This is a genomic window from Melghirimyces algeriensis, from assembly GCF_900182565.1.
GTDB lineage: Bacteria > Bacillota > Bacilli > Thermoactinomycetales > DSM-45169 > Melghirimyces > Melghirimyces algeriensis.
This window is the reverse complement of sequence record NZ_FXTI01000007.1, coordinates 38,180-53,585: the sequence shown is the minus strand read 5'-3', so window position 1 is coordinate 53,585 and position 15,406 is coordinate 38,180. Positions and strand designations below refer to the sequence as shown.

11 protein-coding genes are annotated in these 15,406 nt (G+C 44.4%); 7 read left to right on the top strand and 4 right to left on the bottom strand.

Going from position 1 to position 15,406, the window contains the following annotated elements; translation table 11 throughout:
* Positions 1-24: 24 nt before the first annotated feature.
* From mutY to ablB, 3 genes are all read left to right on the top strand, one after another.
* Entirely contained in the window at positions 25-1,158 is a 1,134-nt protein-coding gene (gene mutY, locus FN782_RS11030) for an A/G-specific adenine glycosylase (protein WP_142505863.1), read from the top strand.
* Between the two features lie 356 nt (positions 1,159-1,514).
* A complete protein-coding gene (locus FN782_RS11025) occupies positions 1,515-2,966 on the top strand; it encodes a VanW family protein (protein ID WP_185956237.1) in 1,452 nt (483 codons plus the stop codon).
* A gap of 143 nt (positions 2,967-3,109) precedes the next feature.
* Positions 3,110-3,958: a putative beta-lysine N-acetyltransferase gene (ablB, locus tag FN782_RS11020; protein WP_185956236.1), complete on the top strand. Its 849-nt coding sequence runs from the start codon at positions 3,110-3,112 to the stop codon at positions 3,956-3,958.
* 27 nt (positions 3,959-3,985) lie between these two features.
* Here ablB and FN782_RS11015 read toward each other — a convergent pair whose 3' ends face one another.
* From FN782_RS11015 to FN782_RS11005, 3 genes are all read right to left on the bottom strand, one after another.
* Positions 3,986-5,971 carry a hypothetical protein gene (locus FN782_RS11015; protein WP_142505860.1) on the bottom strand — a complete coding sequence of 662 codons (1,986 nt, stop codon included), beginning with the start codon at positions 5,969-5,971 and terminating at the stop codon, positions 3,986-3,988.
* Positions 5,972-5,986: 15 nt separating this feature from the next.
* Positions 5,987-7,237: an ATP-grasp domain-containing protein gene (locus FN782_RS11010; protein ID WP_142505859.1), complete on the bottom strand. Its 1,251-nt coding sequence runs from the start codon at positions 7,235-7,237 to the stop codon at positions 5,987-5,989.
* Positions 7,238-7,358: 121 nt separating this feature from the next.
* Positions 7,359-8,153: an MSCRAMM family adhesin gene (locus FN782_RS11005; RefSeq protein WP_185956235.1), complete on the bottom strand. Its 795-nt coding sequence runs from the start codon at positions 8,151-8,153 to the stop codon at positions 7,359-7,361.
* 273 nt (positions 8,154-8,426) lie between these two features.
* Between FN782_RS11005 and FN782_RS11000 the strand changes: the two genes are divergently transcribed.
* From FN782_RS11000 to FN782_RS10990, 3 genes are all read left to right on the top strand, one after another.
* The gene (locus FN782_RS11000) at positions 8,427-10,496 is read left to right on the top strand and encodes a tetratricopeptide repeat protein (protein WP_142505857.1); all 2,070 of its coding nucleotides are present in this window, start codon (positions 8,427-8,429) and stop codon (positions 10,494-10,496) included.
* Positions 10,497-10,744: 248 nt separating this feature from the next.
* The gene (locus FN782_RS10995; protein WP_142505856.1) at positions 10,745-11,320 is read left to right on the top strand and encodes a TetR/AcrR family transcriptional regulator; all 576 of its coding nucleotides are present in this window, start codon (positions 10,745-10,747) and stop codon (positions 11,318-11,320) included.
* Positions 11,321-11,432: 112 nt separating this feature from the next.
* Positions 11,433-13,541 carry an MMPL family transporter gene (locus FN782_RS10990; RefSeq protein ID WP_142505855.1) on the top strand — a complete coding sequence of 703 codons (2,109 nt, stop codon included), beginning with the start codon at positions 11,433-11,435 and terminating at the stop codon, positions 13,539-13,541.
* A gap of 521 nt (positions 13,542-14,062) precedes the next feature.
* On the opposite strand, the gene FN782_RS10985 is transcribed toward FN782_RS10990, so the two are convergent.
* Positions 14,063-14,314, bottom strand: a complete 252-nt coding sequence (locus tag FN782_RS10985; RefSeq protein WP_221930182.1) for a hypothetical protein — start codon at positions 14,312-14,314, stop codon at positions 14,063-14,065.
* Between the two features lie 88 nt (positions 14,315-14,402).
* On the opposite strand from FN782_RS10985, the gene uvsE reads away from it, so the two are divergent.
* Complete coding sequence (gene uvsE, locus FN782_RS10980) at positions 14,403-15,362, top strand: UV DNA damage repair endonuclease UvsE (protein WP_142505853.1); 960 nt, start codon at positions 14,403-14,405, stop codon at positions 15,360-15,362.
* Positions 15,363-15,406 lie beyond the last annotated feature (44 nt).

Here is a 15,406-nt window from a genome sequence, read left to right as displayed (position 1 = left end):
AGAAGGGAACAAGGAGGATGGTTCATGGGACGGGCTGCCAAGCCTTTATTGCATCCAGAAAAGGAATGGATTGAAGCCATTCGGGAAACGTTGTTGGATTGGTATGATAAAAATTGCCGAGATCTCCCATGGCGTAAAAACAAGGACCCCTACCGGATTTGGGTTTCCGAGATTATGCTTCAACAAACCCGCGTAGATACTGTAATCCCCTACTATGAACGTTTTATGTCCACTTTCCCAACCCTTGAATCCCTGGCTGAAGCGGATGAGGAAAAAGTGATTAAGGCTTGGGAAGGGCTGGGCTATTACTCTCGTGCGAGAAATTTGCACAGCGCTGTAAAAGAGGTTGTGGAGCAGTATGGAGGAGAAGTGCCTCAAGAACCTGATTCTATCTCCCGATTAAAGGGAGTGGGTCCATATACGGCAGGAGCTATTTTAAGCATCGCATTTGACCGTCAGGTTCCTGCTGTCGATGGAAACGTCCTTCGAGTTTTATCCCGTTTGATTGCATCATGGGAGGATATATCCAAAAACGCCACCCGTCGTAAAATGGAAGAGCTGGACAAAATGCTAATCCCGGAAGATCGCCCCGGAGATTTTAATCAAGCCCTGATGGAATTGGGGGCTTTGGTCTGTACCCCACTCTCACCGTCCTGTAATACTTGTCCCGTCCGTGCGTTGTGTAAGGCACGAAAACAGGGGGTTGAATCGGAACTTCCCATAAAAGCGAAGGGAAAACCTCCTGTTCCAGCTAAGGTTACTTTCGGCTGGATTCGGAAGGGCGACTTTGTTTTAATCCATCGGCGACCAACTGAGGGATTACTGGCCGGGATGTGGGGGTTGCCAACAGTAGATGACAAACCGAGTGAGTCTGCACCGGGAGAAACGATAAAAGAAATGATGTCCCGTTTGGGATTTCAGTTGGAACTTGGAGCGATTCTGGGTGAAATGGAGCATCTGTTCAGCCACCGCCGATGGTATGTGACAGTAGTTGAAGCGCTTTGTTCTGATTACGATCAGCTGTCTCCAGAAAATTATCATTGGGTAAAGGAGTCAGAGCTGTCCACCTATGCTTTTCCCAATGTGTATCGTAAAGCGATCAAACTGATTCATAAGAATCAACGCAATCCACAGGGAATTCAAGGAAGACTTTTCTAAGGGGGGTTGTTAAGCGGTGTGAGGAGTCGATTTTATCTTCTACCGCTTATCTTTTTGCAGTTGTTCTTAACGTCTAGGTCCTTGTTCACGCTGTTTTGCAATAAATGGGTGTTTGATTCTTAAATAATGGAATTTTATGTAATATAATACAGTTCAGAGGCTTTTGAAGTGCGAGGATAGGACTCTTTGCGTATATTTTCTTCCTGAAGAAGTAGTGGGGATCACTTACCATTAGACGGAATTTGCCAAGAATGATTGCAAGCTGTTTCCTATACGATTACGTTAGAAATAGATACAAAAAAATCAAAGTCGGCTTTGCCCGGATAGAGAAATATTCTAAAAGGAGAGGGAAACTTTTGGAAGAGAAAAGAATAGACCGGGATCGAGAAATAGAAGAAGGAGATCAAACCACCGAGGAAACGAAGGAAAAGGCGGAGAAAGAGTCCACATCATCTGAGGAGTCGACGGAAAAGGCGGAAGGAGAGTCCGCAACAGCCGAGGAAACAAAGGAAAAGGCGGAGGAAGAGTCCACATCATCTGAGGAGTCGACAGAAAAGGCGGAGGGAGAGTCCGCACCAGCTGGGGAAACGAAGGAAAAGGCAGAAGGAGAGTCCGCAATAGCCGAGAAAACAAAGGAAAAGGCGGAGGAAGAGTCCACATCATCTGAGGAGTCGACAGAAAAGGCGGAAGGAGAGTCCGCACCAGTCGAGAAAACGAAGGAAAAAACCGAGCAAGAGTCCAATGACTCCAATCCGCCAGTTGGCTCACAAGGTAAAGTTCTTTCAATTGTATCTCTCAAAATGCATCGTGTGGGAGAGAGATTGATTGGGATCATGGCTGGTATCCCGTTTCTCCGAAACGTTCCTTTGCGTAAATGGGGACCGATGAAGGCGGCTATGGGAACCCTGAGTATTGGAGCTCTTTTGATTGTGGCTGCTGTAGCGGTTTTGACCGGTGGAGTGACTCAAGATACAAGTGCCGCCGATCCGGCCCAAGAACAAGTTGCAGAGAAAAAGAAGCCGAAGCCGTTGAAACTCACATTGAGCTATGAAGACCAAACGTGGGAAGCAGATCTGCGAAAAATGGGCTTTGATGGAGAAGATCCGAAATCACTGGATCGGAAAAAGTGGGATAAATGGTTTGAAAAAGTGAAAAAGGAAGTAAACCAACCCGCTGTCGATGCCAGGACAGAGCGTTTTGGAGGAAAAATCCAACCTGCAAGAGAGGGAATAGCGATCGATGATGAGGAAATCGATACATGGCTTTCCGAACTTCCAGCACGGGTGAACGAGGAGCGGGTTCTGCCTGTAAAAACGTTGAAACCAAAGGTAACCGCTGAGGATATAAAACGAGTAGATGAAAAACGCATAGGAAGCTACCGCACTCGTTTTAATCCGGGAAATGTCAACCGAACAACCAATCTCCGGCTGTCCAGCCAAGCAATCAATAACCGGGTGGTAAATCCCGGTGAAGTTTTCTCATTTAATAAAACGGTGGGCCAAAGGACAAGAGCCCGTGGATATAAATCCGCCACTGTGATCGTCAATGGTGAATTTACAGACGGTCTAGGGGGAGGGATTTGTCAAACATCCTCCACCTTGTTTAACAGTGTGGATTATGCGGGTCTTCAAATAGTAGCTCGCGCTTCTCACAGTAAGGAGATTGACTATGTCCCCAAAGGAAGGGATGCCACAGTAGCTTGGTATGGTCCTGACTTTAAGTTTCGAAACAATCTCGACAAACCGATTTTGATCAAGTCTTATATCAATGGGGGAGTACTCTCCGTCAATATTTATACGGCTCAATAATGATCAAAAACCCTTTCCGTAAATGGAAGGGTTTTTTCCTTTGCGGACAGCTGTAACCCCCAGTGATATTGCAGTTCTAAAGTCCCTGACCGATTCTTATAATGAGAGAGGAAGAAACATTGGTGGGAGGTAGAAATAAACCGATGAGTATTCCGCGAGAAATCGTCCGGCAACGGGTTCAAATGGGACAAAAAGTAGATGTGGAACCGATCAGCCGTCGAATGAAAGTGTATCAGCTGTCTGACCCAGTAGATCGTATGATCGAAAAACTGAAAAAAGTGGCATATGAAGAACAGTGTGATAAACTGCTTTTTTATGTAAAAAAAGAAGAGAAGGATGCGTTAAAGGGAAAGAGATTTATACCGGAAGGATATATCGACGGTTTTTTTCAAGGAGAGGCTGCATATATTTATTCACTGTTTCTTGACCCGAAAAGGAATCGTCCGGTGGATCTCAAGGAAGAGCAACGGGTGATGGAAGTAGTAAAGGGAAATCGCAAAAAGGCTGTCAAACCTTCGTTGCCGGACGGATACACTATGCAAAATGCCCAGGCAAAAGATGCTCCTGAAATGGCTGAGCTGTATCAGCAAGTGTTTGAAACATATCCTACACCGATGAACGACCCTCAATTTATACGAGAGATGATGAACAATCAGGTTTTTTTTACCGTTGTAAAGTATCATGGTTGCATTGTAAGTGCCTGTTCAACAGATATTTTGCCTTTATTTAATTGTGCAGAGATCAGTGATTGTGTTACATTGCCTGAGCATCGCAACCTTCGTTTGCTTTCCCATCAATTTTCATACCAGGTGAAACAGATGAAGCAAAAAGGTGTGCAAACATTATTCTGCTATGCTCGTGCTGTTTCCGCAGGGATGAATTTGATTAATTCCCGTCACGGATTTACTTACGGGGGTCGGATGGTACAAAACAGCAATATAGCAGGGCGGTTGGAATCCATGAATATTTGGTTTAAAAATTTACATGAATAAAACCGCCCTAAAAGAGATGGTTGGCGATTAACCCAGCGTATTTTTCCCGGTCCAATGGTATTCTTGCCCCCAACTGTTGCGAGCCAATTCCTCTACCTTTTCCACAATGGAATCCTCTACGGCAAAAGCATCTCCTTGTTCATATGGATTATAGTGAAAGGCATATAAACGGGATACAAATTCGTGGAAAGGCAGAGAGGATTCTCCTTCCACTTCCCCATGTCCCTGAACGGCCGGTTCAATACCTTGCCCCCAGTTTTGTGAGCTGTCATTGTTGGGATTGTAGAAATAGATGCGGTATTCGCCATCTGGGTCCTTTTTAATGCGTTGAATCGAAACTGCATGGAAGCCGAGCATTTTACCGTGAACGGTTGTGACACAGATCCCCACGGGATTGGGGTAGATCAGTTCATATCCTTCATTGTATTCCGGATGATGTGTAGCGTAAAAAAGACGTACAAATGGAGAAAAATCGGTGACATTTCCGGTGAAATGATCAAAAACCTTGGTAAATCCTCTGGGAATCCATTCTCCATAAAAGGCAGGGTTCACCCATTTGTGAGGGTCGTCCAGCCGAAATTGTACCCGGCGAATCATCTCTGCATAGATCCGATCCAAATGCGGAACGAGAACCAGAGAGACCGGGTCCAATTCTTTGTGCAGCTCAGGCGTTAGACCACCAGGCAAAAAACGGGAGTGAATCCGGTCTCCTTCAAAGGTCAAGTCAATATCTCCATCCCGTGCGGCTCTGGCGATCAGGTGCAACAGATGTCCCGGCGCATGAATAGACCAGAGACTGAGTGCTCGTGCACTTTGACAGGTGGGGTTTAAACCTTGACCGATGCCCAGTGGCTGACCCAGTACACTGAGAATACCAGCCACCAAAATGTCGTTTGCCGTCAATCCATCCGTGTCAGGAAACGCTTCCAACAGTGTTTTTCGCACATCCGGCTGTAAGTCCAGCTCGATCAAGCGGCGCAAACTGGGGATGACAGGGAAATGGGATAACACCCCTCTTTCCAACATGCGGGCAAGACCATACAAAGATTGGGAAGTGGGAGGATGAATGGCTACCTTAATCAGCTCTTGAATCAGCGGTCGATGCTCTTCAAAGTTTGCCGTTCCTTTGTTGTTTAGCTTCAGTGCTTCAGGCAGCATTTCGGGTTTGAAACGGTTCAGATATCGAACAAGAATGGCATGATAGGGAGAGACAAGACCCGTTTCTCTCATTGATTCAGAAAAGGCTTCGGCTTCCTGTCTTAACTCTGTTTCAGAGAGTGTTTTTAATTGAGACCGATAAGCCGGAAATTCAGAATGCGTTTGACTAAGAGGGGTTAGCCTGGAAATGGCGCCATGAAACTGTTGTAATTCTTCCCGGTCCTGTTCATCCACATCCGTATGTAACAACTGTTCTCCCTTATGGATCATTAAATGAATACGATTAACCATAATGGGACGTTGGATGGATAACCGTTTGATTTCCTGAATCAACGTTCTGGAGATAGCCTTTAGGGACAATTCATCGACAATCACTTGAAACAAACGTTGAGCGCGTTCCGTTTCCTTTCCTTGTTCGATTCGTGCCTGTTCCGTTTCTTCGGGGAAAATAAAGTCAAGATTGAGTGCCATCACCTCATACAAGTATTTTTTGGCCATCGTAGTGGTCACTTTTTCATGCTGTTGCCGTTCTTTTGCAATTGATAGCATGCGAAGCTCGCTCAAAATGGTAACGACCGATTCTAACCCATCGACTCTTAACGATCCATTAACCAAATTGGGCTGTAGTTTCGACGGATCTTCCCAAGGCCCCCCTTCGAACACACCTGCCTGATCAAACTGGTCGGCATATTGATACAGCATTTGCATACCATCCATGCTGTCCATTAAACGTGATGCCTCTTGAAAGAAATTGTTTTGATACAACTGTTTGACAAACGGTTGTGCTTGATCCAGTGTATGAAGTGCCTGTACAAATCGTTCTGACTGAAGTGTTTTCTCTGGATTCACACTCATATTTCACGCCTCCCTTTATATATAAAAGTCATGCTCAACAAAATCCTGTAGTGGTTGCCTGACATGTTCGCTGTCCTCGTGATAGAAAAAAACGGTACCATGGTGATTTCCATACCCTTCTCGATCGGGAACTTTTCGTTCTACCGGGGTAAACATATTGTGCCGATCATACCCTGGATGGTTTTCAAGTGTCTCCGGAATGTTTAAACCCTGAATATACTTTACCCTCGGATAGACCAGCAAACTACCTGCATGCCCTTTCGGTTTGGTTTCATCGGGAAAAAAGTCATGTAACTCTTCGTCCGTTGTATTTGGGTCACAACATAACAGATGACCCTCAAAAGCATTAAAACCGTAGGTTCGCTGTATCAGTTCATAAATATGGCCTCCAGGTACCCTGAAAGCAACTTCCCCAAAATTGATTCTGCCATCTTCGGCAAGGAAAAATTCCGGATGGATGACACCACAGTCAATATCAAAGGCATCAATCAATTGTTGGCAGGCTTCGCGAATTTGGGGTCGTTTTTTTTCAATTTCCGGTGATGGGGGGGCCATCATGGAATATCCAAATACCACATACTCCGTAATGTTCAAAAACAGAATCTTTCCATTACGGATAAATACTTCACAGGACACTTCTGTACCGTCCAGATGACTCTCCATCAGGCAAGGGAAATTATGGTCTGTCAGTTTTTTTTCAATATCCTCTTCAGAACGGATCAACCGGTGTCCAGCAGCCCCAGCTCGGTCAAAAGCTTTTATATGAACAGGTTCATAATCTTTGTTATCGATTTTTAAACAAGCGTCATTGATGGATTTAAAAAAACGTTTGACATCATTTTTGTTTTTTCCCTCTTCAAACACACCCACTTTCAATCCGCCAATCAGTGCTCTACGTTTCATTCTGGCTTTATGGCGAAAGAGAAGCGAATGATAAAAATGACGCGGATTTTCTTTGAAGAGTGCATTAAGGGCTCCCGCCCATTCAACAGTTTCTTCAAATAGTGGAATCGCGTGCTCCGCTCCATAATCCTTTAAACGGTAGTAAAGTTCCTCCGCATGTTTCAATCGGTCTTCCATTTCCGTTTGTTTGTTCATCTTTTCAAAATCCCAACTCACAAATGGAAGGTCATATTTTTTTGCGTAATCCTGACAGTTTGGCATCCCCACAACGACAAAAGGCCGGTTTAAGCGATCGGCCGCTTCCATGATCGGTAAGCTCCAGCCGATTAGGGCAATGCGTTTTTGTGTATCCTGTGCTCCCATATTTTCTGCTTTCCTCCTGTTTGTATGGCTATCCTTTGTCATTTTCTCCAGATTGTTCTAAAGCTATAAGTAGAGATCTGCATAAAAAAAAACTCCTCCACTGGGGAGGAGAGATTTATCGTTATTCTGTTTCTTTTTGCGGACGAAAGCGACGGAAGAACAAAAGCATGGCACCGGCCATGGCCGTGATCAGACCGCTGGCCATTTGGGTGGGATGAGAAGAAGAGGTGTCCGGCATCTCTCCACCATCTTCTTTTTCTTTATCATCCTCTTTGTCGTCATTCTTATCATTTTGTTGTCCCTTGGAGTTATGATGATAGCTGACGGACTCAGGTTTATCTGAATCAACCGGATTGGAAGGACTGGGAGCCAAGTCCTCACCAGGAGTGTCAGTGCCGTCATTATTGTCATTGTTATCCCCATCACCTGGGTTTTCCGGATCAGGGTCGGAAGGGTTATCCCCATCACCTGGATTTCCCGGATCAGGATCGGAAGGGTTGTCCCCATCACCTGGGTTTTCCGGATCAGGGTCGGAAGGGTTGTCCCCATCGCCTGGGTTTTCCGGATCAGGATCGGAAGGGTTGTCCCCATCACCTGGGTTTCCCGGATCAGGATCGGAAGGGTTGTCCCCATCACCTGGGTTTTCCGGATCAGGTTCCGGAGGGTTATCCCCACCATCTGGTGGGTTTCCCGGATCAGGTTCCGGAGGGTTATCCCCACCATCTGGTGGATTATCGGGATCAGGTTCCGGAGTATCAGGCTGAGGAGTAGGTGTTTGCACAGTGATTTCGTCGTCAACCGTTACATCCGGATTACCTGGTAATTCGGATGGGTTGGCATAGGCTGGATTGGACACCATGAGTCCGACCACAGACAGTGAAGTGATTGTAGCAAGTTTTACTTTCTTGCTTCCCAATAGATCTTCCTCCTTTAACAACATATTCCTCTTCATTATGTCTTGTGTTTTTTTTTAGGGAAATCCTACATAAGTTATAAATTGGAACTATGATACTGCTTGTCCCATGCTCGATTTTGTTGATTGAGAATTTGACCCGCATCAGTAAGGCTACTCTATTTCGTGCGTCCATGGTAAGATGAAAATACCGCAATTGCAGAACAAATTTAGATATTAATCGAAAACTATTAACCGTTATTAACTCAGAGCGATGACAAGGGAGCAGGATAACGGATGAAGATGAAAAGAAAGGATGAGTGGATTCGGGACACCTTTCAGGTGCTGAATGTGTATCCTTTTGTTTTGGGAGCATTATATTATGTGCGCATCCATTCTCCAACACAACATTCCATGGGACAAACGCGTTTCATCCATGCATTGGATCTGAACTGGGTGGATGAGAACGTAAGAATGGAGGAGTTGTTCCATAGAAATCCATCTTTCTTCTTTCCTATTGAAGGACTATTTGTGGAAGATGGGATTTTATATCAAGTATTTGAAAACGTAGAAGGAACATTGTTTACACAACGTTTGTACCCTTCAGTACCTTGGTCTTTAGCTGAAAGTATCCGGTTGTTAACATCGATTTCCCGACCTTTGGTGAAGATGTATGCAGAGGGGCAGTTTACAGTTGTTCACCCTCAGAATATCTTCATCACTGATGATTCCGTACGTTTCTTATATGGGGGTCCTGAAGGGATGTTACCCAAAAGGAAAGGGAGTCAATATCGCTCCTTGCCCCTGGAGGAACGTCTTCGGATGAATGAAGCGCTGGATGTTTACTCCCTCGGATTGATGGGATATATGATGCTGACAGGTACTGCACTAGAACCGGGAAAAGTGCAATCCATGCGTTGGTACAGAGATGATGTTCCCTCTGATCTGGAACATATGGTTTTGAAGAGTTTGGGAGAGCATCCATTGGATCGTCCCCGTTTGTCCGAATTTGTTGGCAGATTGGAAATGTTTCTTGCTGAAGGTTTACGAGGTACGGGTACTGCCCCCCAAGGAAAACCCAACGAGGATACAGTTCGAGAGGATCCATTTGCATTGCTGTTAAAGAATGATGACCTGCCAGACTCTCCATCCGCCGCATTAAATCCTGATGAATGGGAGAACTGGGTTGCAGGTCCACTTTTTCCAACTCAGGAGTGTAGGGACCCGCACCGATCCCATGAACTTCCTCCAGGAAACAAGGTATGGGAAAGAGAGGAATTTCAAGAAGAAGCGGCTACATTTGAGGTTCTTGCTCCGTCTTCCGACCCATCGGTGAAGAAGAAACCGATATTTTTTGATTTTGTTCGCAAAAAACCTGCTTTATGGAGTGTTGCTCTTCTTTTAATCGCTGGACTAGGAGCCAGTTATCTTTTGTTCGGAACTGGGGATGAGGAAGAGGCTGCCCGTTATTATGGAGAGTCTGTTCGGTATATGAAGGATGAAAATTATCCATCGGCCATTTCCAAAGCCAAATTGGCCGTGGAGACGGATCCTTCAGATAAGCAGTATTTGCTTCACTTGGCGGATCTGTATCATCAAAAGCAAAAGTATAATAAGGCAGTGGATATACTGGAACAAGGCGTAAAAAAGGTTTCGGATCCAGAAGTATATTATACCTTGTCTGTCAATGCTCTTTGGTCAGGTCAGTTGAACCGAGCGGAGTCTGCGATAAAGAAAGCGATTTCCAAAGATAAAAACAACCCCGATTATTTATATCAGCTGGCGAACATTTATGGTGAAAAAGAGGATTACAAAGCAGCCATTCAATCCTTGGAATCTGCTGTTGACATCAAACCGGATCAAGCTTCTTACCGTGATCGTTTGGCTGAGTTTCTTTTAGAAGAAAACCAGCCGGAAAAAGCTATGACCCATGCTGAAAAGGCGGTTCAGTTAAAGCCTAACAACCCGGCATATCATATGAGGTTGGGCAGAATCTATTTAACACAACGGAAGCGCTTTTCCGATGACTCAAAGCTCCCTTCCAAAAAGAAACAAAAAATGATGGACCAATATACCAAATCTGCCGTTGATACCTTTGAACAGGCAACGAAACTTTATCCGGACAGCGCGAATGCCTACTACTTTTTATCCATTGCTGAGTATTACGCAGGTGATCTGAAGCAAGCGAAAAAGAGTGCAAAACGTTCTCTTGAATTGGCACCCGGTGCGGCTTCTTCTCATTATCAATATGGTATTGTTTTACAGCGTATGGGAGAAAAGGAGAAGGCTAGAAAACATTATAAAAAAGCGCTAAGTTTGGACCCGGATAATAAACGCTATAAGGAAGCAGTCCAACAGCTGAAATGAAAACACCCGTTCCATGAACGGGTGTCAGCATTTAGAAAAAGAAAAGTGCCTCCTGTAAGTCAGGGTGTCAGGTGCTAGGACTGCCCCCTCAATAATAAAGAGGTACTCACATCAAGTATAAGCAAATTCGAAAACTGGTGCAGATCACGGAGTGTGGTCGTTTTGGCTTGTTGCTCTATCTGCAGGGTTGAAGCTTTTCATCTGTCGTTTCCTTTTTTGTTGTTTTATAATGAAATGGAGGTGAGATCATGGCGCGTGAGCGGAAGTTTTCGGATGAGGATTTGTTCCTGGCGACAAAAGAGCTTCTCCTGAATCATGGATATGAGGGGTTTACTTTTGGGTTGCTGGCGGAGCGGCTGAAGGTTTCCAGAAGTGCACTGTATAAGTATTTTGGCAATAAAGAAGAGCTGATCATGGAATTTATGATGTATGAAATGGATCAGTTTATGGATAAGTTGAGGAAAATTGATGATTATGACGATTTTGAGGATCAGTTTAATTATTTGCTGGAGCTTATGATGAGTCATCGGAACATTCATCAGCTCATTGAAATTGGACGACATGTTCCTGTAAATAATAAAAAAATGGAAGAAAAAAACAAAAAACTGGACGGCCTGCACCTGAACATGTATCAATCTCTCGTTGGATTTGTGGGCTTGGGAAAAAAGGAGGGAAAACTAAAACCCCATATTCCTGACACGTTGATTGTTGGCTACATTCTTCAGTCTTTTTTAGTTCCTAATTTGGCACAAATCCCTCATTCCGAGTGGGTTCAGTCTATGAAGGAAATTATTCGTGACGGAATGTTTACAGATGATAATTGACACTTCTGTTACTTTGGAAGATAATAACTAGTAATGGAAGTGTAATTTTTATATCCAAAGTGACATTTTTGTCATTTTGAGTAGGATTTTATCAAAAGAAAGGGATGAAACGATGAAATCCTTATTGAATAAGCTTACAGATCTTGTATCAACGAAGAAGGGGATGTGGGTGACCCTGCTTCTCTGGCTGATTGCAACAATGCTTTTGGCTATGTTTGCCCCGAACGCTAAGGAGTATGAAGTATCCACAGTTGAATTTTTATCCGATGATGCCAGCTCTGTCATTGCCCAAGAGAAGGTGGATAAATATTTTTCAGAAAATGATGATGGGACTCCAGCCATATTAGTGATTGATTCGAATGATGGAGAGTTAGAGGCTTCTGACTTGGAGGAGGCATTAAATCGTATCAGTGATGTGGCAGGAGTAGACCAGATTATTCCATTTGCTGAACTGCCGCCCCAGGCTCAGGTTGACTTTATTTCAGAAGATAAACGAACAGTGATGATTCCGTTAATCTTTGACCCATCTTTTGAGTCAAAAGAGCTGCGGGAGTCAAAGGAGAGCATGGAAGAAATTGCGGCCGAATATGATGGGTTTGAACTGTATATGACCGGGCCAGCAGGGATCGCAGTCGATTCTCTAGATCTTTTTTCCAGAGCGGATCTTGTTTTACTTTTTTCTACTATAGGAATCATTTTGATTTTATTGATTGTGATTTACCGTTCACCATTGCTGGCGCTGATCCCACTTCTTGCAGCGGCTTTTGTGTATGAAATGGCCAATCAGCTTCTAGGTCTGATGGGAATGGCCGGGTTTACGATCAGCAACCAGACATTATCCATCGGTTCGATTCTGTTATTTGCATCTGTAACAGATTATTCTTTGTTTGTGTTTTCGAGGTTCCGCGAAGAATTAAAAAAGCATGAAAATAAATTTGAAGCCATGAAGGCGGCGATGAGAGAAACGGGGATGCCGGTATTTTTCTCTGGCGGTACGGTGCTGGTTGCCATGCTGGTGCTGTTTTTTGCAAAGTCCGGAGATTATCAAAATTTTGCTCCAGCCTTTGCCACGATCATGGCAGTTGTGATGCTGGCATCTGTCACTTTTACTCCTGCGCTGTTTACTCTATTTGGAAGAAGGTCTTTCTGGCCTGAAATTCCGCGGGTAGGAGATAAAGCGGTTAAGAACAATTCCTTCTGGAGCAAGGTAGGCCGTTTTGTTGTAGGAAAGCCCGGCATTTCTGTTGCTGCCATTGTTATTTCTCTGATGGTGTCTGCTGGGAATATGTTTCATCTGCAATATGAATATGACACCATGAGTTCCTTCCCTGAGGATATGCCATCCAGACAGGGATATGAAATGTTAGGGGAAAAATTTGATAAGGGAGATCTGGCTCCAACCACGGTGTTGTTTGAAGGAGAAAAAGCTCTTTCCCAAGGCCAGCAGGAGGATTTACGGAAGGTACTGGCAGACCAGCCATTAGTCAGTGAGGTTCGGATTAACAGGGTCGCAGAAGAAGGAAAAGTCGTGGATTATAGTCTGACGTTTGCAGAGAATCCTTATGATGTTAAGACCATGGATACACTGGAAGAGATTATTGCTGAACAGGGTGACATTTTAGCTGCCAGCAACGTAGAGGGAGAACTTTATTTTGCCGGGGAAACTGCAGCTAAAATCGACGAACGAGCCATAAACAATCGTGATGTAGTCGTTATTGTACTGCTGGAAACCATTTTGATTTTCTTCATGCTGATTGTGTTGACGAAATCGTTGAAAATGCCGATTTACATGATGGGGACAATTCTGGTTTCCTTCCTGGCTGCGTTGGGACTGGGGATATTCCTGACAGACCTGTTTTTTGACATCCATACCATTAGCCCAAGGGTACCGCTCTATGCCTTTGTATTCCTAGTGGCTCTTGGTATCGACTATAATATTATGCTTGTCTCCAGGTTTCAGGAAGAAAGCCGAACTCGTACGGTTAAAGAAGCGGCTGAAAACGCGGTTGCCAGTACTGGAGGCGTCATTTCATCTGCCGGAATTATTCTGGCCGCCACCTTTGCAGTACTCATGACCCAACCAGTTCAGCTTCTGTTTGTGTTCGGATTCATTGTCGCCGTGGGTATTATTCTGGATACCTTCCTGATCCGGGGTGTACTGCTTCCAGGATTGATAGTGTTGTTGGAAAGGAATAAGAAAGTGGAAGTGGAGCAGGAATAGACATTTAGGAAATGCGAGCGGGAATCCAATACCCCCCCTCGCAAGTTTGACAATCTTTTGTATACTCAAAATAAGAGCGAAAACTCGTTCGATTTATACCTTGAAAACCGAGTCGTATGGGGTTGTGATGAGGAAGGAACAGTCACCATGTAAAACGATTCCTGTCATGTGGAAAAATCCACAAAAACATTTTCAACATGTACCGTAGAAACTACGGGAAGTGAAGCTCGCGGAGAGTACCCGCCTGCGGCTCGATGAACCGAGAAGCTCTACCACTTTCGTGGAGAGCAGTTCACATTGAAAATTTAAGTGAAACGATGCCTAAGGTTGTATGGCCCCGGTTTTTTATATTTTTTGCGAGCGAGAAAACCCTTGGCTTTAGATATGGGGATGAAAGCGAGCATCAGACGAGGAAAGGGTGATTTAACCCCTCTCCAAGTCTGCTTTTGCTCTCGTTTTTTCGCCTGTTGATGCAGAGACGGAAATCATCCCTTCACCATTTTGTCAAGCCCCCGTGTCCTTTAAAAGGTAAATCGATGTTCATCGAAACTGTCTCTGTCATATGCCGGGTGGTTGGCTCCCGCATTGTTGTCGGATTGCAAACCACCCCGTCGTTCGATTTCCTTGATGACCTGATTGTGCAGACTGATTCCCTGGGCATTCATCAATGGGGACATCTGAGACATAGAAAAGTGATGGTAGGAAAGCTCTTCCATATCCCACTCTGAAATCGGGACACCGGTAAGTTCATCCAATGTTCTGCCCATATACACGCTCATCACCTCATTATCAAGTATGGTGAACTTTGTTGTTTTCATACATTGTGAATGGACAGGGCAATCTATGGAAGGGTGATTGCATATGTTGGTTCGATTTGGATTTGTAGCGATGAGCCTCAATGTGAAGGATGCTTCCCCTTCCAAAACCATGACAGCCAAGACATTTCAATCCATTTCCGATCGTAAGGCGGCTTTACAGAAGGTTGCCCGTATTGCTAGGGAAAACCTGAGAAATACCCAGCGAATCCTGTATCATTGTCTGGCACATGATATTACCTTTTATCGGTTTTCTTCCAAGCTGATTCCTTTAGCTGGACATGAATTAGTCCAGCGAGTCAATTTTGTGGAACACTTAAAGGACGAGTTCCGTTCCATTGGTGAATTTGTCCGAAAAAACGGGATTCGATGCGGATTTCATCCTGATCACTTTACGGTTCTCAACTCTCCAAGAAAGCAAGTTTTGAAGAATTCTGTAGCGGATCTGCGACGTCATGTCAATATGTTGAAGGCGATGGGGCTGAATTCTGCATATAAGTGTAATATCCATGTAGGCGGGGTTTACGGGGATAAGAAGGCATCGGGAGAGACATTTAAGAAAAATTTTGTCCGTCTTCATCCAGAACTGCAAGAACATCTCTGCCTGGAAAATGATGATAAGTCGTTTACGGCTCAGGAAACGCTGGAAATTGCCTGTTCCTGTAATATTCCAATGGTACTGGATATTCATCATCATCGTTGCAACCATCATGGAGAAGGGTTGGAAGATTTATGGCCTCATATAGCAGAAACATGGAAAGGAGAAGCATTTCCACCTAAAGTTCATATATCATCACCCAAAAGTGAACAGGAATTTAGAAATCATGCGGATGAAATCAACCCGGCTGATCTGATCCCTTTTCTCAAGATTGCCAGGGAACATAGCAAACATTTGGATATTATGATTGAAGCAAAACAGAAAGACCTTGCCTTATTTAAGCTGATGAAGGAAATGGAAACGTTACCCGAAGTAAAGGTGATCAATGGTGCTTCTATTGAGATCTAGATAGTAGATAGAGATGAAAGGCCTTGAAGGGGGGGGGTTCATTT